Raw genomic sequence first — 23044 nt, 5'->3', positions numbered from 1 at the left:
CAATTCTAAAAACGTAATTTTGCCTTTTATTTTTTAGTTCAAAGCATAATCTAAAAACTAAAATCAGCAATCTAAAAATATAGAATGACAGGAATCGTATATAAATCTACAGGAAGTTGGTACACCGTAAAATCAGAAAAAGGTGATTTTATAGAATGCCGTATGAAAGGGAAGTTTAGGATGAAGGGGATTAAAAGTACTAATCCAATTGCTGTAGGTGATATTGTTGATTATGAATTAGAGCAAACTTCAGATGCGGTAACCGGAACGATTTTTAATATTCACGAAAGAAAAAACTATATCGTTCGTAAATCGGTTAATTTATCCAAACAGATTCATATTATTGCTTCTAATATTGATCAGGTTTTTTTATTGATTACCATTAATAATCCGCCAACAACAACGAGTTTCATAGATCGTTTTCTAGTTACGGCCGAAGCGTATGGAATTGAAGCTGTTTTGATTTTTAATAAAATCGATACTTTGGATGAAAATACTTTGGACGAACAGCTTTATCTGCAGCACATTTATCAGGAAATAGGATATAAGTGCCTGCGTATTTCTTCGACAGAGAATAAAGGAGTGGATAAGCTTAAAGAAATGATGGTGGGTAAAGTAAGTATGTTTTCCGGACATTCCGGTGTTGGAAAATCAACATTGGTTAATGCGATGGAACCAAGTTTGCATCTTAAAACTACTGTAATTTCAGAACAAAGCAAACAAGGACAGCACACCACTACTTTTGCCGAAATGTACGATCTGTCTTTTAATGCACAGATTATCGATACTCCGGGAATAAAAGGTTTTGGAATTGTTGATATGGAACCTTCAGAAATAAGCGGTTATTTTCCGGAATTCTTCCGATTAAAAGATCAATGCAAGTTTAACAATTGTTTGCATAAAGAAGAACCACACTGTGCCATTAAAGCCGCTTTAGAAAAAGACGAAATTGCCTGGTCCCGTTATAACAGTTACCTCAAGATCTTGGAAGGAGACGAAGAGCATTACCGTACGGATACTTATGGTGATGATCGTGCAGCGAGTGATGAAACGAGAAAATAAATTCAGTTAAAAGGTCGATGTTTAAAAAGTTTCGAAAGGACTTTTTTAATTTTTTTGGCTTTATGACTTTCAATTTTAAGATTTACATAAATGAGAATAGTACTGCAAAGAGTTTCAGAAGCATCCGTAACAGTCGATCAGAAAAAAGTTGCAGATATTCAGAAAGGTATATTGGTTTTAGTTGGAATAGAAGAAGCCGATACGCAGGAAGATATTGACTGGCTGGTGGGTAAGATCATCAAAATGAGAATTTTTGGAGATGAAAATGACGTTATGAACTGTTCAATTCAGGACATCGACGGAGATATTATCGTAGTGAGTCAGTTTACACTTCATGCTTCTACCAAAAAAGGAAATCGTCCCTCGTATATAAAAGCAGCAAAGCCTGATTTTGCAATACCGATGTATGAGAATTTTCTAAAATCCTTAGAAAAGGAATTCAATAAAAAAATACAGGCAGGAATCTTTGGTGCCGATATGAAAGTTAACCTTGTAAATGACGGGCCGGTAACTATTTTAATGGACAGTAAAAACAGAGATTAAAAAAATGGACAAGTGTTAAGGATTTCTTAAAAATAATATATATTTGGAGAAATTACTTATTAAATGAAAAGCCTTGTTTTTGCGTTGTTTTTTTGCCTGTTTACCCTTATTTCTTCTGCTCAAAAGAGCGAATATAGCTCAATTTCAATTGCCGATAGTCTTAAAGAAAATGCCAATGCGGTGGTTCGCTTCGATCAAACTGATATAATAATTCAGTCCCAACGAAGTATGAATGCTAAAAACCGTCGCGTTGTTACGGTTTTAAACGAAAAAGGACTTGGAGCAATACAAGCTTATGAGTATTATGATAAATCGACTTCAGTTAGGAGCATTGAAGCAGTAGTTTATGATGCTTTCGGAAAAGAAATTAAAAAAGTAAAAAGGAAAGATTTCAAGGATCAGAGCGTTGTAGGAGGAAGTACACTCTTTTCTGATAACAGAGTTGTATATTTAGATTACACCCCAATTTCCTACCCTTTTACAGTTGAATTTAATAGCGAAGTACAGACTTCTTCAACTGCTTTTATTCCAAGCTGGATGCCTTTAAAAGAGTTTTATACCAGTATTGAAAAAGCAGTCCTAAATGTTGTTTATCCTACTGATTTGGGATTTAAAAAGAAAGAACTTCAGTTCTCAGGTTTCAACATAAAGAAAACAACCGATACCAGCACGCAGCTTTCTTATACTGCGGGCACTATTTTAGCACAAAAACAAGAAGATTATAGCCCGGCGTACAGAGATCTTTTTCCTAAAGTTATGATGGGATTAGAACGTTTTCATCTGGAAGGGGTTGATGGTACCGCCACAAACTGGACTGATTTTGGGAAATGGTATTCTGAAAAAATACTTTCCGGAACAACTGATCTGCCAGAAGAAACCAAAACCAAAATAAAAACTATTGTTGGGGACGAAAAAGACCCGATTAAAAAAGCAAAACTGGTTTACGATTTTGTACAGAAAAAATCCAGATATGTGAGTATTCAGGTTGGAATTGGCGGCTGGAAGCCTATGCTGGCTACTGATGTTGATCGATTGGGCTATGGCGATTGTAAAGCTTTAACCAATTATACAAAAGCACTTTTACAGGTCGTAGATGTTCCTTCTTATAGTACAATTTTATACGGAGATACCAATAAAACAAACATCGAATCTGATTTTGTTTCCATGCAGGGAAATCACATGATTTTGTCAATTCCGAATGGGAATCATTATGTCTGGTTAGAGTGTACCAGTCAGGACGATCCTTTTGGTTATCAGGGAACTTTTACCGATGATAGAGATGTATTGGTTGTTAAACCTGAGGGAGCAGAAATTATCAGAACTAAAATCTATGAGGATAATGGTAATACCCAAATCGAAAAAGGGACTTATACAATAGATGAAAATGGGCATTTTTCCGGTGCCATTTTAATAAATTCAGAAGGTTCTCAATACGCTTTGAAAACCCGAATTGAACATTTACAGCCAACCGAAAAAGAAGCGCACTACAAAGAATACTGGGATAATATCAACAATCTTAAATTAGGTAAAATAGTTCTGAATAATAATAAAGAGGCAATTTGTTTTACCGAAGATGTGCAGTTAAGTGCTTTAAATTATGCAGCGATTTCAGGGAATAAAATGATTTTTACCGTTGACGCATTTAATCAGAGCTCTGCTAATGTAAAGAGAATCCGCAATAGAAAAAATCCATTTCAGATTCAACGTGGCTATGCAGATACAGATGAGATAGAAGTTAATTTACCAACAGGTTTTGTGATCGAATTTTTGCCTTCAACCTTTGAGTTAAAAGGAAAGTTTGGAGCCTATAAAACTGAGATCATCAAAAGGGAAAATAACAAATTACTATACAAACGCTCATTGCTTTTGAATAAGGGAAAATACTCTAACAAAGAATACGATGACTATCGCCTCTTTATGGAACAGGTAGCAAAAAATGATAACGCCAAAATTATACTAACCAAGAATTAACCAAAATGAAACCAATCCAATTTTTAAGTTTTTTTATTATGCTGCTGTGCATGTTTAAAGTTTCAGCACAAGAGTTTAAATTAGGGAAAGTATCTGTTGCAGAACTAGAGGAAAAAGTACACCCTAAAGATTCAGCAGCAACTGCTGCTATTCTGTATAAAAAAGGAAAAACCAGTATACAGTATGATTCAAATGATGGTTTTGTTACCACAACAGAAGTCGAAACCAGAATTAAGATCTATAAAAAAGAAGGATATGATTGGGCAAATCATAAGGTTTGGTATTATAAGACCAGTAATTTATCTGAAAATGTAAGTTTTAGTGATGCCGTAACTTATAACCTGGTCAATGGTAAGATCGAAAAAACAAAACTAAAAAGTGAAGGAGTTTTTGATGAAATGCTTAACAAGTTTAGAGGGCAGAAAAAGATAACAATGCCTAATGTAAAAGAAGGATCAGTTATAGAATTTAAATATACAGTCCGAAGCCCTAGCGACAGAATGATCAGGAAATGGGATTTTCAGACTAGTATTCCGGTAAATTATTCAGAGTTTACAACGTATGTTCCCGAGTATTATGTGTTTAATTCCAGACAAAAAGGGTATATTTTTCCTAAAATTACTTCTGAGAAGAATCGCAGATCAATACTTTTTACTAGTAGAGAAAGATCCGGACTCACTTCGCACACAACATATTCTAATGATAAATTAGACTATGATGAAACTAAGACAACCTACTTAGCGCTTAATTTTCCTGCGATGAAGGATGAAGCTTACGTAAATAATATCGATAATTATACTTCGAGTGTGGAGCATGAAGTATCTGTAATTCAATTTCCCAATCGTATGGTAGAAACCTTTTCTACAGATTGGAGTACGGTGGCGAAAACCATTTATGAATATGATAATTTTGGCCCTGAATTGAATAAAACAGGTTACTTTGAGGAGGATTTAAAAGCAATATTGGCCGGTAAAACTAAAACGGATGATATAATACTGACGATTTTAAATTATGTAAAGGCCAATGTGAAATGGAATGATTATACAGGTTATGGCTGCGATAATGGAGTAAAAAAAGCCTATAAAGAGAAAACCGGAAATATTGCAGATATTAATTTAATGCTTACGGCAATGCTGCGTTATGCCGGCTTGACAGCAAATCCTGTTTTAGTGAGTACCCGTTCTAATGGGATTTCGATTTTTCCTAACCGAAATGCTTTTAACTATGTAATTGCCGCGGTTGAAACTCCGGAAGGAAATGTACTGCTGGACGCTTCAGATAAGTTTTCAATGCCAAATATTTTGCCCTTCAGAGCTTTAAACTGGTCAGGAAGATTAATTAGAAAAGATGGAAGTTCTGAAGAAGTAGATTTGATGCCTAAGAAATCATCAAACGATATTGTGTTTATGAGTTATAGTGTTGATGCTGATGGTAAAATCACAGGAAAGACCAAAAGACAGTATACAGATTATAATGCGATGATCACCAGAGATAATATTTCGAATCTTAAAGAAGAGGAATATCTTGAAAAATTGGAAAATCAAAACAATAAAATTGAAATCAGTGAGTACTCAAAAACCAATGAAAAAGATATTCTATTGCCTATTATCGAGACGTATTCTTTTACAGGAAATAATTTATGTGAAGTAATTGGCGGTAAGATTTATGTGAGCCCAATGTTGTTTTTTGCAAACCGCGAAAATCCTTTCAAACAAGAAGTGAGAGAATATCCGGTAGATTTCGGTTTCCCATTTACGGATAAGTACAATGTTACACTTCAAATTCCTGAAGGGTTTATGGTAGAAACATTACCAGCGCCGGTAGTGATTAATATGCAGGATAATTTAGGGAGCTTTAAGTTTAATATTGCCGGAAACGATAGTTTTTTGCAAATCAATATACAGCATCAAATTAATACAGCAATCATTACTACAGAACAATACGAAATGCTAAAAGAATATTACAAAGGAATGATTGCTAAAGAAACAGAGAAAATTGTTTTAAAAAGAATCTAGCGGTATTGAAAGATTAGAATTATTTTTGTTGAAAAATAGCACTATGGATTTGAAAAATGCACAACTGGATGTAGATACCTGGATTAAAGAACATGGCGTTCGTTATTTTAACGAATTAACCAATATGGCACAGCTTACAGAAGAAGTAGGTGAAGTGGCTCGTATTATAGCCCGCAGGTACGGAGAACAATCAGAAAAAGAGAGTGATAAAAATAAAGATTTGGGAGAAGAACTGGCCGATGTTGTTTTTGTAGTGCTTTGTCTGGCCAATCAAACCGGAATAGATTTGCAAGCCGCTTTTGATAAAAAAATGGATTTGAAATCAGTTCGGGATAAGGATCGTCATAAAAACAACGATAAATTAAAATAATGTGATAAGTCAAAGTAAAGTTTTGGAGTGTCCTTTATTTAAAATAGATTTGCAAAAATGCTATAATATAATTACCCTATAATGAATTTACTACTCCAAACAACTCAACATAATTTACAAGGACAGATTGCAGTAACCGGATCAAAAAGCGAAACCAATCGTTTGTTGTTATTAAAAGCACTGTTCCCAAATATTACTTTGGCCAATACTTCAAACTCTGATGACAGCGAGGTAATGCAAAAAGCATTAATTGGTCATGACGAAATTATAGACATTCACCATGCAGGAACGGCGATGCGTTTCTTAACAGCCTATTTTGCAGTAAATGAAGGCCGTGAAGTAGTCATGACCGGTTCCAGCAGAATGCAGGAACGCCCAATAAAGATTTTGGTAGAAGCTTTAGAACAATTGGGAGTCGAGATCTCTTATGAAAAAGAAGAAGGTTATCCGCCAATTCGAATCAAAGGGAAAAAAGTAACCGCTTCAAAAGTAACTTTAGCAGCCAACGTAAGCAGTCAGTATATTTCGGCACTTTTATTAGTGGCACCAAAACTCGAGAATGGCTTAGAATTGACTTTAGAAGGTGAAATCACTTCGATTCCATACATCAAAATGACTTTGGCTTTGCTAAATGATTTAGATATTCAGACAAGTTTTGAAGGAAATGTGATTAAAGTATATCCCAAAACAGAAGTAGCTTCTAAAGAAATGGTAGTGGAATCGGATTGGAGTTCGGCTTCGTACTTCTTTAGTTTAGCCGCTTTGGCTGATACTGCCTCTATAACGTTGAGTAGTTACAAAGAAAACAGCTTACAAGGAGATTCTGAATTGGTATCACTTTACGAAAAATTGGGAGTGAAAACTACCTTTCAGGATAACAAAATGACGCTGGTAAAACAGGAGAATTTTAAATTTGAAACTGTAAATTTTGAATTGAACGATACTCCGGATATTGCACAAACAATAGTAGTAACTTGTTTAGGTTTGGGAATAGGCTGCCATTTAACAGGTCTTCATACCTTGAAAATTAAAGAAACAGACCGATTGGAAGCGTTGCGAATCGAGCTTACAAAATTAGGAGCTGATATTTCAGTAACCAATGACAGTTTGACTTTGGTGGCATCAGAAAATATTAAGCACAATGTGAAGATTGCGACTTACAATGACCACCGCATGGCAATGGCATTTGCACCCTTGGCTTTAAAAGTACCTATTGTTATTGAAGACGCCGAAGTAGTTTCAAAATCGTACCCTGATTTCTGGAATGATTTGAAAGCATTAGACTTTGTAATTGTCGAAACACTATAAAAAATAGAAGCTCGTTGAAGAGCTGAACATAATTGAATAACCTCCAGTGCAAACCGGAGGTTTTTTTGTGGATTTATTTTTGATTTTGATCCGGAAAAGCAACAGCGATTTTCCAGGAATTCGGATTAAATGAACTTTGGCTTCCCTTAAAGTTAAAAAAAAGATAAAACTTTCATTTTTAAGCAACTCAAAGGATCAGTAAACCAACGACTTTTGAAAATAAACAGCAAAACACTTGACAACGCCTATCTCACAATCGTATATTTGCACACGATTTACAATTTTAGATAAAAAATCTAAAATCTACACTCTAAAATCAGCAATGTCAATATGAAATTATCACATTTTCAATTCAATTTACCAAAAGAACTTTTAGCGGAATTTCCAGCAGAAAACAGAGATGAGTCTCGTTTAATGGTAATCGATCGTCAAAAACAAACTATAGAGCACAAAATGTTCAAAGATGTTATCAATTATTTTGATGACGGAGACGTTTTGATCCTTAATAATACTAAAGTTTTTCCTGCACGTTTGTACGGAAACAAAGAAAAAACAGGAGCAAGAATTGAAGTTTTCTTATTAAGAGAATTAAACTCAGAGCAGCGTCTATGGGACGTTTTGGTTGATCCGGCCCGTAAAATCAGAATTGGTAACAAACTTTATTTTGGCGACGACGATTCGTTAGTGGCTGAGGTAATCGACAACACCACTTCACGTGGTAGAACTTTACGTTTCTTATACGACGGTTCTTACGAAGAATTCAGAAATAAATTGACAGAACTTGGAGAAACTCCGATTCCTAAATACATCAACAGAGAAGTAACTGCTGAAGATGCTGAAAGATACCAGACAATTTATGCAAAAGAAGAAGGAGCTGTAGCGGCACCAACTGCAGGTTTACACTTCTCGAAACATCTTTTGAAGAAATTAGAAATTAAAGGAGTAAATTTTGCTGAAGTAACACTTCACGTAGGTTTAGGAACTTTTAACCCGGTTGAGGTTGAAGATTTGTCCAAACACAAAATGGATTCTGAAGAATTGATCATCAGACAAGAAGCGTGTGATATCGTAAATGCTGCAAAAGCAGGAAGAAAACGTATCTGTGCTGTTGGAACAACTTCGATGCGTGCCATCGAAAGTTCAGTTTCCTCTCAAAATACTTTAAATCCTTATGAAGGCTGGACCAATAAATTTATTTTCCCTCCTCACGACTTTAGTATTGCCAACTGTATGATTACAAACTTCCACACGCCTAAATCAACATTATTAATGATGATTTCTGCTTTCTGTGGTCATGATTTAATGAAAAGAGCTTACGAAGAAGCCATCAAAGAAGAATACAAATTCTATTCTTACGGAGATGCGATGTTAATTCTATAATTAGATTTTATAGTGATATTCAACCCGACAGGTTTCAACCGCCTGTCGGGTTTTCTATTTTATAATGGTTTCAGGTTTCAAGTTTCAGGTTCTGTTGGTAACTTGAAACCTGAAACTTGAAACAAAAAAACAACATTTCAGAACATTTTGTTATTTTTACGATTCAAAATAAACGCAATGACTTTTCAAAATACACGCGAATTCGCGAAACAACTCGATTCAGAGGATATTTTAAATCACTATCAGGACCAATTTATATTTCCAAAAGTTAATGACAAAAGAGTGATTTATTTCACCGGAAACTCTTTAGGATTGCAGCCAAAACGTACCAAAGCTTATATTGATGAAGTAATGAACGATTGGGCAGATCTTGCCGTAGAAGGTCACTTTTATGCCGAAAAACCATGGTGGGATTATCAGGAAAGATTCGCTGAGCCCCTGAGTAAAATAGTGGGAGCTTTGCCTTCTGAAGTAACGGTAATGAATACTTTGACTGTAAATCTTCATTTGTTAATGGTTTCTTTTTATCAGCCAACAGCAACCCGTTACAAAATCATCTGCGAGGAAAAAGCATTTCCTTCAGATCAATATATGTTTCAGAGTCAGGTACATTTTCATGGTTATAAAACAGAAGATGCAATTGTAGAAATCAAACGCCGTGAAGGAGAACATAATATTCGCCTTGAAGATATTCTGGCCAAAATTGAAGAAGTAGGAGATGAACTGGCTCTAGTGTTAATAGGAGGAGTAAATTATTATACCGGGCAGGTTTTCGATATGAAAACAATTACTGCTGCAGGCCAAAAAGCAGGAGCAAAAGTGGGCTGGGATCTGGCACATGCAGCCGGAAATATTAAACTACAGCTTCACGATTGGAATGTAGATTTTGCTGCGTGGTGCAGTTATAAATATATGAACTCAGGACCGGGGAATGCTTCAGGCTGTTTTGTACATGAAAAACATCATAACAATCCGGATTTACCAAGATTTGCCGGATGGTGGGGACATAACAAGGAACGTCGTTTTAAAATGGAGCCTAATTTTGATCCGGTTCATGGAGCAGACGGTTGGCAAATTAGTAATTTACCAATACTTTCTTTAGCACCTTATTTGGCTTCCGTTGAAATGTTTGCCGAGGTTGGAATGGATACCCTGATCGCAAAAAGAGATAAAATTACCGCTTATTTAGAGTTTATCCTACATGAAATTGATAAAGAGGTAAAAGGTAATTTTGAGATTATAACACCTTCAAATCTTAGTGAGAGAGCTTCTCAACTTTCGGTTTTTCTACATGGAGAAGGAAGAAGCTTATTTGATTACCTGATGAAAAATGGCGTGATAACAGATTGGCGTGAGCCTAATGTAATTCGTCTGGCACCCGTTCCGTTGTATTGTTCGTATGAAGACATGTATGATTTTGGACAGGTTCTTAAAAAAGGAATTTTAGGAGAATAAGCTAAAACATAATTTCGCCTGGACGCTAAGCTGCGGTTAAATAAAATGATCAAGCTTATTGTCCAGGCGATTTTTTGTCTGAATATTTGAAAAATAATCGGTCTTCTCAAAAATCAAAAGTGCTGAAAATCTTCAAATTCTATAAGTTTTCTGCAAAATCCTGTAATCTTTCAGAAAAAGTTCTTCTTTACTTTGTAGTGTAATAATTTTTTAAACTACAATCTCATGAAAGCTTTATATATTTTTATAGCTGCAGTATTTCTTGTTTCTTGCCAGAATCAGGGAAAAGAGGATATCAATAAAGCCAAACAAGCTAGTATTGATTCGATGAAAGTTGAAATCAGTAAACAAAGAGTTATTGATTCGATGAGAACGGAAATGGCAAAAATCAGAGAAGAACAAAAGGTAGAGGCGCAACAAAAGTTAGAAACACAAAAAGTGGTCGTGGTCAATCAAAAAGCTGACGGAACCCCGACTGCAACACAAACCACTCCCAAAAAGAAAGGCTGGAGTTCAGCGGCCAAAGGAGCTGTCATAGGTGCCGGAGTAGGAGCAGTGACAGGAGCCATTGTTAGCAAGAGAAAAGGTGAAGGTGCAATAATAGGCGGTTTGGCCGGAGCAGGTGTTGGAGCAGGAACCGGAGCTATTATCGATGGCAGCAAAAAGAAAAAAGAGTAAGGTGATTAAGGAAGTTACGCTGTTAGACTTAGTATAGTTTTTTCTGTCGTATTGTATAAGGATTATAAAGTAGACAAGATTTTTTTCTTTGTTTTTTAAAGAACGATGAAAGTTTGTTTATCATAAATTAATTTCGCATTTTGATATTTATAAAATTTCCTGCTCACTTATTTGAGCAGGTTTTTTTTATACAATATTTTTATTGTAATTTTTTTCTTATATATTTGATTTGTGTTTTAAATCGAAAGTATTATGAGAGGGAAAATTAAAAGCCAGGTAAAAGTAATAATGTTATTCTGTATAGCATTAATATTGTCTGATTGCCAAACGGAAGAACATTCATCAGATCAGTCGCAAAGTACGATTCAAACGGTAAGTATTGATGATGCAAAAAACTTTCTGGCACAGTCAAAGAGTAATTCTGTCGGAAAATCAACAAACAGTCAATTAGAGAATCTGGAATTTGATAAAATTGCGCACGAAAAAATAAAGGGTAGTAATCAGTTATTAACGGTTATTCCTTTTGCGACAAATAGTACGTTTGAGAATAAGAGGATTCTGTTATTGAAAATTGATAACGAAATTAGAACTATTGTTTTTAGTATGTATCCTAATGAAGATGCCGTTAAAGGAAGTTTTTCAGGAAAAATATTTTCTCATACCTTAGATGGAAGTTTTATTACCGGTTTCAGAGCAGAGAACGGAATTATTGTAAGCCAGTTTATTGAGAGTAATGATAGTACGGAAAAAAACAATACAGAGACTAACAAAACATCCACTCGTCGGGTACAATTGAAAGAAGTTGTTGTACAAAACAATTATCGCAACACGGTACATGCTTTGGATATGTTTGGAAGTACCGGTATGTATGGCGATGGTCTTTTTGGTGGTGGAATTGGTAACTCCGGTGGTGGCGGATATTCCTGGGATGCCGGAGGCGGAGGTATTTCAGCACCAACGCCTGTACAAATTATTGATGCATTAACTGGAAAAGCAAAGTGTATTTTTGAAAAATTAAAAAAATCAAGTTCTGGATTTGAAAATGCTATTAAAAAATTTGACGGAGAATTTACAGTAAGTCATCTGAAATTGACTGTTAATGATGCATTACCAGCAGATGTTTATGGTCAAACTCAATTACCCATTAATTTTGTAACAGAAATTCAAATAAGTAATTCTGGTCTTGGCAATTTATCAGATTTAGGAAGTGCAACAGTATTCGCTCACGAGATTATTCATGCTGAGATATATCGAAAAATGTTAGCTGCTGCTCAAATAGGAACTTTAACGCCAGACAGTAGTAATATGTCCCCCCAACAGCAAATAAATTATGTTAACTCTCTAAAAGATAACTTCCCTGGATTATATGATTATTATTATAAAAGATGGAGGTCAACATGGAATCACGAAATGATGGCTAATCATTATAGAAGTACTATTGCTAATATTATTCAGCAGTTTGATAACAATCGATTACCTCGATCTGTATATGAATCGATAGCATGGTTAGGTTTAGGTAAACTAGATACAAATGTTACCACAATTGCTTGGGATAATTTATCTTCGGAACAAAAAGCAATAACTACAAAATTAATTAATGAACATTTTTATAATGGACCCTCAAACTGTAAATAAGTATGAAAAAGAATATTTATCTTTTAGTATTTTTAAGCATTAATTTTATAAATGCACAAACAAAATCAAATGATTATTTTACTCTATACAAAGGAGGAGAAAAATATTTAAAACCCATAAAATATATACTATTTGATAGAGAAAAAAATAGTGAGTTTGAAAAAAAAGAAAGTAAAAGCAAAATTTACTTTTACACACAAGGAGAAAGTTTCATTTTTGATGTAAAAAGACACAAAAAAGATACCTGTTCTATTAATATCTTAGAAAAGCTTACACTCGAAAATACAACAAATTTAAAAGATGAGGCATGCAAGTTTTACGTAGGTAAAAAAGAAGAAGTAGAAAAGAAAAAAAAAATTACTTTGACTTACCCTCCAGTAGGTTGTCAGTCTTATTTTAAGGTTTATATATTAGAAAAAATAAATGCTAAAGAACTAATAAAATATGAAGTAGATTGGAAGTATTCAGATTTTTGATTTTATTTGAAAACAGTACATGCGTTAGATATGTATGGCGATGGTCTTTTTGGTGGTGGAATTGGTAACTCCGGTGGTGGTGGTTATTCCTGGGATATTGGAGACGGAGGTTCTGGTATCAATGCTCCAACGCCAGTACAGATTATTGACGCATTAACAGGAAAAGCAAAGTGTATTAATGACTTATTAAATAAAAGTGGAAACTCTTTTGTACAAAAATTATTAGCCAAATTTCAGGGCGACTCAAAATTCGATATTTCGATTACTTCTAAAGACAAAGTTACTGTTACAAAAAATGGAGTTGTTGAAGAAATAAATGGAAGAACAATACCGCCAGTAGGTAAATTAATAGGTATAGAGATTAGTACCTCTAAAGCAGAAACAAACTCGGCACTAGATGTTACAAGAACAATTTTACACGAATATATACATGCTGATATTTTTAGAAAACTTGGAACAAAACTTGGAAATGATAAAGAAAGTTTAGATTTTAAAACAACATATGATGCCTATAAAAATCAGCATAGCACAATTGCAATATTATACCTTAATGGTATGAAGGAGGCTTTAAAAGGATTTCATAAAAGTGTTCTTACAGATGATTATAATAAATATACTCAGTACTATGGTGAGGAGCCAAGTGATGAATTTTATGAAGCTCTTGCTTGGGGAGGATTAAAAGACGCAAATGTAAAAGCATGGACAGATTTGCCTGAGGACAAAAAAATAGCAATAGAGGCTCTTGCTAAAAGAGTGCCAATGTTAAGTAAAATGGGGCCTTGTACTAACTAATAATTAGAAAAACAGTCGCACTATGAAAGCAGTTATTCTGATCTTATTGTCTTTATTTTCAATCTTCATAAAGGCTCAAGAAAAAACAAAAGACACGCTTTTTTTTACTTACGATAGTAAGTATATTAAAGCACATATTGAAATCCCAAATCATTTTTATATAAAAGATGGTAGTGGTTATATGGACGGAACTTTTCACTTTGTGAAAGCAAAGGTATTAGAAAACCAAACTGTAAAATTAAAAGAAGTCTGTTTGAAAAAATTTGTACATTCTTCTAAATTTTATGATAAGAATAGAAAACGTAGGTTAGATGATTATGCTCTTTGGGAATATTTAAAAAATTACACTATAGTCTTGGTTAAAAGAACAGAAGATAGAAAAGAATACATCCAAGTAGAACCAAGTTTTGAAATTGAATAAATAAATATTGGAATGTATGATTTTTTTTAAGTGAAATGCTTGTTTTTTTATTCGATGCTTGTATTAAAAGATTCAGAATAGACCATCATCGATGGCAGCAAAAAGAAAAAAGAGTAAACCATAAAACAGTTTTAAAATAAAACCGCCGATTTAAATTTTAAATCAGCGGTTTCTTTATACCAACTCACAAGTTGGAACTTTAATTGTAGCCAGTTCCAGTTTGTAAAAATCGAATTGGTATTTGATTTTTTCGGGATCTTCCTGAAAATAGAAAGAAGACGAAAACAAATTTTCATAATAGGCAATTCCGTCTAAGAGATTAGCTTTAAAAGTAGTCCATTTCTTTAATTGGGCATTGGTGATTTCTCCCGAAATATTATTTATTTCGTTCCTAAAATAGTCGATATACATTTTTAATTCCTTTACAAACAGATTAGGCCTGTTATTAGCCCTCAGAATTGATTTGTTTCCATAAATATGTGCCAGCATATCAGACAAAGAAACTTCTTGGTCAAAATAGGCCATATTAGGGCCTGGACAGATAACAACTCCCTGCGCCTGGCCTTTTATCTGAATATCATTTTCTAAATAAGATGCATTGGCCAATCCGACACATAAACAGGCTTTTTCGGTGATCGAAAACATCTCTCTTTCATAAGCTTCCTTCGAAAGACTATTTTTTTTAGCGGCCAATTCTTCCAGTTTAATGTCCTGAAATTTCTTCGAGGCTGTGCAAATTCCATGTGGATCATATTCCTTACTCAGTGCTAGAAATTTTTTCGGGCAGGAACTCCCTGCTTTATTTTGCTCGATTCTTTTTTGCTTTAAAACCTCATTTGTAGTGCCTTTTAAAGTATTAAACGGAACTCCCAGTGGGGAAATGTGGCTCAGATACAAGTCTTTTTCTTTGGCATCCATTAATAATTTACGAGTCGCGGGGTCTACAGAAGTCGCTTCGGGAACCAGTAAAAAAGGAGATCCCCATCCTACAGAGTCTACTTCGTAATTTTGCAATAAAAAATCGTGTTCTTCGGCAGTACCTACACCTCCCTGAACTGTAATTTTTAAAGGCAATGGTGCTTCAGGAACATGAATTTGTTTTTGCTGTAATACCTTTGTCATCAATTCATGTGCAGACTGAATAAGCTGATCCTTTTTCTGCCTGAATTCTTCTAAAATCGGCCCCAGTAAAAGACCTTCAGTGGCAAAAGCATGTCCGCCGCAGTTTAGTCCTGATTCTATGCGGTACTCAGAAACCCACAAGCCTTTTTTGGCTAGAAAATTTCCCTGTATCATAGCCGATCTGAAATCGCTGACTTTTAGAATAATTCTCTTTTTAAGTTCGTTTTTAGTATTGGGAAAGAAATCCGTAAAATTTTCGAAATAGCTGTACAATCTCGGATTCATTCCGGCAGAAAGTACCACTGAAGATTCAAGATCACTATTAGCGAAACCTCGCAAAGCAGCATGAGCATCATTAAATTCAATTGGAAGCTGTTCGTTTTTTTCAAAATTATCTTTGTCGATTTTGGTCATGATATTCACATCAATACAACCGGGTGAAAGATGTGATTCAATATAGTTTTGGATATTTTCTTTAAAAGAAATCCCGTCCCCCAGTAAATTCTGAAACCCCTTTTTGATGTCGGAAGTATTCGGTAACATCGCAATATAGTTTTCTACTGCAGTTTTACTTTCGATTAATTCCGTTTTAAAATTTTCAAATTTCTCTTTCACAATTTTATCGACCAGATTGAGATACGAAGTAATGCGCTGTGCTCTGTAGTCGTGAAATTTTTGACTTATCTCCTCGTACGGAAAATTAAATTTAGTACTGTAAAAATTACGCATCTTTTCAATTAGATCATCATCAGCGATAGAGACTACAGACGAAATACCAAATTGTGCCACTCGAATTGGACTGTCAATTGTATATGCGAGACCCATTACAGGGATATGAAAAGTGTGTAACGATGGTTTTGCCATTTGTTTTTAAATTAAAATAAAAGCAAATGTTGGGAAAATAAACTTCAAAAAACCTGATAAATGTCAGGTTTGCAGTTTATTATTACTTTGACCTTATGCGGAATGAAACTCTTTTGAAGAATAGAGGAATAAATTAAATCAGAATTTGGGTAAAAGACGCTGCAATACTTCTCCATAGAAAATTGTAAAAAGATTTTTCGGGAATTCGCTCCAATTCAACATCAGCAGTTTTAGATGTTGCTCCCGAGTCATCTTTGAGTAATAAATTGGCAACTGCAGTTTTTAGTTTCGCTTCCTTTTCAGGATGTTTCTTTTTAAAGAGTTTTACTTTTAAATTTTCATATTCCAGCAAAGCGTTTCCTTTAACGTTATCATCGTTTCCGTAAAAATCAAATTGATATTTATGAAATTTGCCGGTAAAAGTAGTGTTGATGTAAGGTTTGGTAAAACGTTCCATTGCGGCAACATTGAAACGGGAGATCGTTCCCTCAATGTGAAAACTATCTTTAGGATCGAGAACATTAAAACTCCAATCAACATTTAAAGGAGACGTTTTCATGAACAGGCAGTTGATTTTAATCTTCACATCAGCAGTTTTCTTTAAAGCAAAACCGCTTTTCAGATGGATAGCCTGCAAATTGAAATGATCAAAATTTAGAATCCCGGGACCTTTTGAAAAATCAATTTCTTCCTCATAAACCAATTTTGATTTTACAATCCGGATCGTATCAATCTGCAGAGGGAACTTAATTTTTCGCAATAAAGCATTGTAAAGATACTTTTTACTCAAATCGTCTTTCGGCATTTTATTGCGATAGATATTAGCGTTCAAATGATGAGCAACCAATGAGTTGGCTTTGAAGAAAAACTGCTCTTTTTTAAAACCCCAATCCATTTTTTCAATGTCGGCCGAATCCAGTTTTAGGGTATAAATATCTTTCTCCTTGTCGAGTTTTTGAACAAATTCTTTTCTATTAAATTCAGGCAAATAAGAAAAATTCTTAAGCCTTAGAAATTGATTTTCACTGCTGATTTTGCCAATATTCAGACGATAAAAAGCATTGGGTTTAAAATATAAACTATCACAGACCAAAACATACTTTTCAAAATGCAGGGGGATTTTTTCTTTTAAAGTAGTAGCAGTAACCAAAATTCCTTCGAGCTTTAGAATCATTTTTTTGATGCTAAAAATAGGTTGGTTATGGTTCAGCGAAACCACATCAACACTTCCTTCGTTCAAATAGATATTGGAAACCGCAATTATTTTTTGAAAAGGAGCTATAATTTCTGTCTGAATACTTTTGCTATTGTTTAAAAGCTTTTCCCCTTTTTTATATAAAATAACGCGGGGTTTGTTGATGATGATACTTTCGGCCTGAATAATATCACGAAAGGCCAGATCCCAAATGTTAAAATGACGAATCGTAATGGATTCAATTTTGGCGTAGATTCCGTTTTTTGTTTTGCTGTTCGAAAGCTGATTTTTGGGATGAATCAGTAAGGTTTGCGCGTTGATGCTTCGGCTCCATAACGAGACTTCGATTTTTTCGTAATGAATCGAATAAGCAGTTTTGTTTTTTTCGTGTACAATAAGAGGCAATTGTTTTTTTATCCAATAGTTGAGACCAATATTGAATAAAATCACAAAAAAAAGGATTGAAATGATACCGATCGCTATTTTTTTATAGATTGACATTTATAGTATTGATTTTAAATACATAAATTTAGACTTTTAAAAGAGATGTTTCTTACAGGATTTTAAATTTAAGTTACATCATTGCAAAATCATTTATCATTATACGTTTCATAAATATGAGAAAAATTAAAAAAATTCTGCTGGTTTTATTGGTATTGATTGTTATTCTTGGAATTGGTCTTTGTGCCTACATCTTTCATCTGAAGCCTAAATACGAAGGTGAAGTACAGTTGAAGAATCTCCAGAAAGAAACCACGGTGTATTTTGATGATTTTGGAGTGCCTCATATTTATGCCGATTCTGAAAAGGACGCGATGACGGCACTTGGTTATGTTCATGCGCAGGAACGATTATGGCAAATGGAATTACTTCGAAGAATTGCACCCGGAAGATTATCGGAAATCTTTGGATCGGTTGCACTAAAAAATGATAAATTTTTCTCCGGAATCGGTATAGAAGAAACTTCGGCAAAAGCGATAGCAAAATTAGATCCGAACAGTCAGAGTTATAAAATGACCATGGCTTATCTGGACGGGATAAATCAGTACATGGAAGAGGGAGTAACGCCGATTGAGTTTACCCTGGTAGGAGTGAAAAAAGAAAAATTTACCATAAAAGACGTGTATAATATTTTTGGTTATATGTCTTTTAGTTTTGCAATGGCACAAAAAACAGATCCTTTATTAACTTTTATTCGTGATAAATACGGCGTTGCATATTTAAAAGATTTAGGGATCGAGGGGGAGTTTAATACCACCAGGATCAAAAACTCAAAAGAGAATATCGAAGAATATGCCACCATTTCAAAGTCAGTAGCGGCATTGCTGGAGAATTCACTTATTCCTCCTTTTGTGGGAAGTAACAGCTGGGTTGCGGGACCCACTAAAACGAAAAGTGGAAAAGTGATTTTTGCGAATGATCCGCATATTAGCTTTTCACAGCCTGGGACCTGGTATGAAGCACATTTGGTAACACCGGATTTCGAATTGTACGGTTGTTATCTGGCCGGAACACCGTATCCGTTATTGGCACACAACCGCAATTATGCTTACGGACTGACAATGTTCGAGAATGATGATATCGATTTTTATCAGGAAAGAAATAAAGAAGGTGATTCTAACCAATATCAGACGCCAACGGGTTTTGCAGCTTATACGTCGATTAAAAAAACGATAAAAGTAAAAGATACGTCAGATGTGGTTTTGACGGTTAAATCAAGCCGCCACGGGCCTATCATGAATGATGTGCTGGATCGTTTAGGAAAAAAGAATCCTATTGCAATGTCGTGGGTCTATACACAACAACCCATCCAGATTTTAGATGCCGTTTACGGACTTTCGCATGCTAAAAATAAAGACGATTTCAGAAAAGCAGTTTCGCTTGTAGCGGCACCGGGTTTGAATGTGATGTATGGTGATGCTAAAGGAAATGTGGCATGGTGGGCAACCGGAGCACTTTATAAACATGATAAGGGAGTGAATACTTTTCTTATTTTGGACGGTGCCAGTGGCAAAGACGATATTAAAGAACATTTAGATTTTTCGAAGAATCCTTGTGCCGAGAATCCAAAATGGGGTTATGTGTATTCTGCCAACAATCAGCCTGAGGCTATTGATGGCTTTTTATATCCGGGATATTATTTGCCAGAGGATCGTGCCAAAAGAATTTCAGGTTTGATGGATGCAAAATCAGATTGGGATAAAGAAGCCATCAGTAAGATGATTTTTGATAATACTTCACTAGTTTCACCGGGAGTGGTGCAGCGTTTAATTTCGACTGTAGCCGGAAGTTCGCTTTCAGCAGAAGAAAAAGAAGCAATAAATGCTTTGCAATCATGGAAAGGAACCAATAATACGGAGGATGTTGGACCAACGATTTACAATAAATGGGTTTATCTGTATCTGAAAAATACTTTTGAAGATGAGATGGGAGCCGATAACTTCAGTTTGTATCTTGATACCTCACTGGGGAAACAAATCATTGCAAGACAAATTCAGAATGAAAATTCCGTTTGGTGGGACAACATCAAAACCAAGAACGTAAAAGAAACCAGAAGCGATATTGTTTCAAAATCCTTCCATGAAGCAATAGTGGAACTTCAGGAACAATTTGGAAATCAGGTCGCAGATTGGAACTGGGGTAAAGCACACACCGTTGAACATGAACATCCTTTGGGGAAAGTAGCAGCTTTGCGCAGTTTGTTTAATGTAGGGCCATTTGCAGCTCCGGGATCGAATGAAGTAATAAACAATCAGTTTTTCGGATTCAATAAAGAAGGAAAGTATCACGTAAAAGGCGGACCATCAACCAGAAGAGTAGTTGATTTTTCTGATATCGAAAATAGCTGGAGTATTTTGCCAACAGGACAATCGGGTAATCCGTTCAGTAAACATTATGACGATCAGGCCGAGATGTACAATGCCGGTAAATTCAGAAAGATGAAACTGAACAAAGAAGAGATTATAAAAACATCCACCAAATTAGTTTTGAAACCAAAAGCGAAGTAGTGCTTTTGGTTTCAAGTTTCAGGTTTCAAGTTTGAAGTTTCAAGTTTGAAGTTTCAAGTTTGAAGTTCCAAGTTTTACATTTCACATTTCACATTCAACATTTCACTTATACCTGCCGGGAAATAGTTTTTTAGTTTTAGGATTGCTGGTTTTACCGCAAAGTGCGCAAAGTCTTTTCGCAAAGATTCGCAAAGTTTCTTTTGCGTTTTTATGATTACATCTTTGTCAAAGTGTAAGCTTTGACAAAGATTAAAACCTTAGCAACTTAGAACCTCAGAGCCTCACAACCTAAAAAGAACCTCTGTCACTCTGGGCCTTTGCAACTCTGAACCTACTTATACCTCCCCCGAACAATATCATTTGCAAATATTTCGAGATTATAACCCAGCGCATCGTTGGTGACCATGACATTGGTTGTTTGATAGGCAGTATCTTGCTGATAGGTTTTTAAAAGTGTTTCCAATTCTATTTCATTATAAAAAGCAAATATATTATAAACGGCGTCCCGGAAGTTTTTGTAGTCGATACTCTCCGTTATTTCAATCGTTTTTTGATCGTTCCATTTTTCTTTAAGGGCAGCTTCGCTAATAGTTGCCAGGCAAAAATCAGTCACATAATTTTTGTAACGGGCAGCTTCGACAATTTTATCAATGATAATTTTGTTTTGCTGACTGGGCATCGGGACGGTCTTGGTTGAGGTTTGGGCATTACCGATAAGCGGAATAAACAGGCATAGTACGAGTACTAAAAGAGTTTGTGTCTTTAATTTTTTCATAGGTTAATAAAAACAGTTCACAACAGTTCTTGTTGTAAATCACGTTGATTTGAGGGTTTACTTTTGTTTTTTTGGGCAGCGCTAAAATAGTTCTTTTAATGCTAAATTATCGAATGTGACTGTTAGAAATTGTAACAAAAAAAAGCTGCTAAAACTGATTCAAAATCAATTTTAGCAGAGTTTTTTATAGAGGTTTGCTGAGAATTATTTCGTTTTGTTTTTGGAAATTTCTTCTAAGACCTTTTTCCCGTTTTCATTTGAAGGATCCAGTTCAACTGATTTGGAATAATTTGCAATCGCAAGTTTTCTGTCCCCATCAGCCAAATAGGCTTCCCCTAAACTATCATACACATTTCCGGATTTTGGAAAAGTCTCCGCATTCATTTTAAAAACTTCAATAGCTTCTTTCTTTTTTCCGCTTTGCAGCAATTGATAGCCGGCTTCGTTCATATCGTTTTCTTTAATAACAAAAGTGGGATCATTCTTTAGCTTTTTATAAGTGTCAATTCCGGCTGTGACACCTTTTGTAGAGAAAATATCTAACAAATCGGCTGCTAATGATTTTCTGGCAGGTTTATAAGGCTGGTTGTATAAAATAGCACGAATAGCAGTGTTCATTTCGCCCAAAACAGTGTTACCTGTATTGTTAAGTAAAACGACTAGAATTTTATCGGCAGGAACACGTGATATGAGCGTGTTAAATCCGTTAATTCCTCCACCGTGCTCCGTAACTTTCAGTTTATCTTTACTGCCATTATTAGCTTCTGAAATAAACCATCCGTAACTGTAAAAATCTCCCCAGGCTTTTATATACGGTTTAAAAAGAGACTCCATAGATTTCTCTGAAAGCAATTTAGTGGTGTAAAGTGCCTGATCCCATAAGTACAAATCTTCGACAGTAGAATATAAAGATCCCGCCGCATATGGAATACTCATGTCAATGAAAGAAGAATTGACAAAATTTTTGCCTTGTTTTTCATAACCCGCAGCTCTGTTTTTAAGGATAACTTCACTATGATCAAAACCTGTATTTACCATTTTTAAAGGAGTAAGAATAGTTTCCTGTAAATATTGTTCGTAGGTTTTACCGGTAACTTTTTCGATAATATACCCCAAGAGGAAATATCCGGAATTACTGTAGTTGAATTTTTCGCCCGGTTTAAATTCCAGAGGCAATTTATTAAATGTTTTTACAAAGTCTTCCGGAGTATAAGGATTACGGCTTTTATCTCTAAGGAAATTTGGTGTAGCAGTATAATTTGGAATTCCTGAGGTATGCGTAAGTAAGTGATGAAGTGTTATTTTGTCGCCGGTTTCTTTAGGGTAATCCGGTAAGTAAGTAGTGATAGGAACGTCCAGTTTTAGTTTTCCGTCATCCACTAATTTTAAGATTAAAAAAGCAGTAAATTGTTTGGTGATCGAGCCCAATCTGAATTTGGTATCAGGCTGATTCGGAATATCCCATTCCATATTGGCTGAGCCAAAACCTTTTTTAAAAATTACCTTTCCATTTTCGGCAACCAGTGCCGAACCATTAAATTGACCATATTGATTATAGGTAGTTAATAATTGGTCAATTTGTTTCGCTTTGTCCTGTGCGGAGGTAATGTTCAAAGCGAAAAATAGTAGAATAACGCTGAGAACAACTAGTTTGATTGGTTTTTGCATGTTGATTGATGATTAAGGTTAGTAAATCAGTGATTGATTTTTGATTTGATGATTGAAACTCTTTAATCTGTTCAGGATTATGTCGTTGTCTTTAGTTAGACGACGAAATTTCAATTAGGTTTCAGGATCAATCCTTTTTTTATCTTTTTCTTAACACTCTTGCGGGAGAGCATAGACCGAGAACTGCCAGGAACTACTATATAAAGGCCTATGCTCATAACTAACAAATTTCTTTTAAACCAATAATTGTTTATGCAAATAGAACTTTACTTAAAAATAACACAATAAGAATACATAGTTTTATCA

At 34.9% G+C, this 23044-nt stretch carries 18 protein-coding genes; 14 read left to right on the top strand and 4 right to left on the bottom strand.

Features of this window, described 5'->3' with window-relative positions; genetic code table 11:
* The first annotated feature begins 84 nt into the window (after positions 1-84).
* The 13 genes from rsgA to OLM58_RS05150 all read left to right on the top strand — a co-directional run bounded on the left by rsgA (position 85) and on the right by OLM58_RS05150 (position 14106).
* Positions 85-1062 carry a ribosome small subunit-dependent GTPase A gene (gene rsgA, locus OLM58_RS05210; RefSeq protein WP_026109952.1) on the top strand — a complete coding sequence of 326 codons (978 nt, stop codon included), beginning with the start codon at positions 85-87 and terminating at the stop codon, positions 1060-1062.
* 90 nt (positions 1063-1152) lie between these two features.
* Positions 1153-1605, top strand: coding sequence for a D-aminoacyl-tRNA deacylase (gene dtd, locus OLM58_RS05205; protein ID WP_264531462.1), 453 nt, complete (start codon positions 1153-1155; stop codon positions 1603-1605).
* A gap of 63 nt (positions 1606-1668) precedes the next feature.
* Complete coding sequence (locus OLM58_RS05200; protein ID WP_264531461.1) at positions 1669-3576, top strand: DUF3857 domain-containing protein; 1908 nt, start codon at positions 1669-1671, stop codon at positions 3574-3576.
* A 5-nt stretch (positions 3577-3581) separates the two neighbouring features.
* Positions 3582-5591: a DUF3857 and transglutaminase domain-containing protein gene (locus OLM58_RS05195; RefSeq protein ID WP_264531460.1), complete on the top strand. Its 2010-nt coding sequence runs from the start codon at positions 3582-3584 to the stop codon at positions 5589-5591.
* A gap of 43 nt (positions 5592-5634) precedes the next feature.
* A complete protein-coding gene (locus OLM58_RS05190; RefSeq protein WP_012022600.1) occupies positions 5635-5961 on the top strand; it encodes a nucleotide pyrophosphohydrolase in 327 nt (108 codons plus the stop codon).
* An 81-nt stretch (positions 5962-6042) separates the two neighbouring features.
* Positions 6043-7269, top strand: coding sequence for a 3-phosphoshikimate 1-carboxyvinyltransferase (gene aroA, locus OLM58_RS05185; RefSeq protein WP_264531459.1), 1227 nt, complete (start codon positions 6043-6045; stop codon positions 7267-7269).
* Positions 7270-7599: 330 nt separating this feature from the next.
* A complete protein-coding gene (gene queA / locus OLM58_RS05180) occupies positions 7600-8649 on the top strand; it encodes a tRNA preQ1(34) S-adenosylmethionine ribosyltransferase-isomerase QueA (RefSeq protein ID WP_173965934.1) in 1050 nt (349 codons plus the stop codon).
* Between the two features lie 177 nt (positions 8650-8826).
* Positions 8827-10104 carry a kynureninase gene (kynU, locus tag OLM58_RS05175; protein ID WP_264531458.1) on the top strand — a complete coding sequence of 426 codons (1278 nt, stop codon included), beginning with the start codon at positions 8827-8829 and terminating at the stop codon, positions 10102-10104.
* A 225-nt stretch (positions 10105-10329) separates the two neighbouring features.
* Positions 10330-10782: a glycine zipper family protein gene (locus tag OLM58_RS05170; RefSeq protein ID WP_070906538.1), complete on the top strand. Its 453-nt coding sequence runs from the start codon at positions 10330-10332 to the stop codon at positions 10780-10782.
* Between the two features lie 252 nt (positions 10783-11034).
* The gene (locus tag OLM58_RS05165; protein ID WP_264531457.1) at positions 11035-12417 is read left to right on the top strand and encodes a hypothetical protein; all 1383 of its coding nucleotides are present in this window, start codon (positions 11035-11037) and stop codon (positions 12415-12417) included.
* A gap of 2 nt (positions 12418-12419) precedes the next feature.
* Positions 12420-12893 (top strand): hypothetical protein, encoded by a 474-nt coding sequence (locus OLM58_RS05160; RefSeq protein ID WP_264531456.1) that lies wholly within the window; start codon positions 12420-12422, stop codon positions 12891-12893.
* Positions 12894-12899: 6 nt separating this feature from the next.
* Entirely contained in the window at positions 12900-13685 is a 786-nt protein-coding gene (locus OLM58_RS05155; RefSeq protein ID WP_264531455.1) for a hypothetical protein, read from the top strand.
* A gap of 22 nt (positions 13686-13707) precedes the next feature.
* Positions 13708-14106, top strand: a complete 399-nt coding sequence (locus OLM58_RS05150; protein WP_264531454.1) for a hypothetical protein — start codon at positions 13708-13710, stop codon at positions 14104-14106.
* Between the two features lie 174 nt (positions 14107-14280).
* Here the strand turns inward: OLM58_RS05150 and OLM58_RS05145 are convergent, their stop codons facing one another.
* Together OLM58_RS05145 and OLM58_RS05140 are read right to left on the bottom strand one after the other, a co-directional pair.
* A complete protein-coding gene (locus tag OLM58_RS05145) occupies positions 14281-16092 on the bottom strand; it encodes a hypothetical protein (protein WP_264531453.1) in 1812 nt (603 codons plus the stop codon).
* Between the two features lie 133 nt (positions 16093-16225).
* Positions 16226-17788 (bottom strand): hypothetical protein, encoded by a 1563-nt coding sequence (locus tag OLM58_RS05140; protein WP_264531452.1) that lies wholly within the window; start codon positions 17786-17788, stop codon positions 16226-16228.
* 116 nt (positions 17789-17904) lie between these two features.
* Between OLM58_RS05140 and OLM58_RS05135 the strand changes: the two genes are divergently transcribed.
* Positions 17905-20295: a penicillin acylase family protein gene (locus OLM58_RS05135; protein WP_264531451.1), complete on the top strand. Its 2391-nt coding sequence runs from the start codon at positions 17905-17907 to the stop codon at positions 20293-20295.
* Positions 20296-20626: 331 nt separating this feature from the next.
* On the opposite strand, the gene OLM58_RS05130 is transcribed toward OLM58_RS05135, so the two are convergent.
* Positions 20627-21070 (bottom strand): hypothetical protein, encoded by a 444-nt coding sequence (locus OLM58_RS05130; RefSeq protein WP_264531450.1) that lies wholly within the window; start codon positions 21068-21070, stop codon positions 20627-20629.
* Between the two features lie 204 nt (positions 21071-21274).
* Positions 21275-22738 carry a serine hydrolase gene (locus OLM58_RS05125; RefSeq protein WP_264531449.1) on the bottom strand — a complete coding sequence of 488 codons (1464 nt, stop codon included), beginning with the start codon at positions 22736-22738 and terminating at the stop codon, positions 21275-21277.
* Positions 22739-23044 lie beyond the last annotated feature (306 nt).

The organism is Flavobacterium sp. N502540 (assembly GCF_025947365.1).
GTDB lineage: Bacteria > Bacteroidota > Bacteroidia > Flavobacteriales > Flavobacteriaceae > Flavobacterium.
This window is presented reverse-complemented; position numbering and strand designations above follow the sequence as displayed.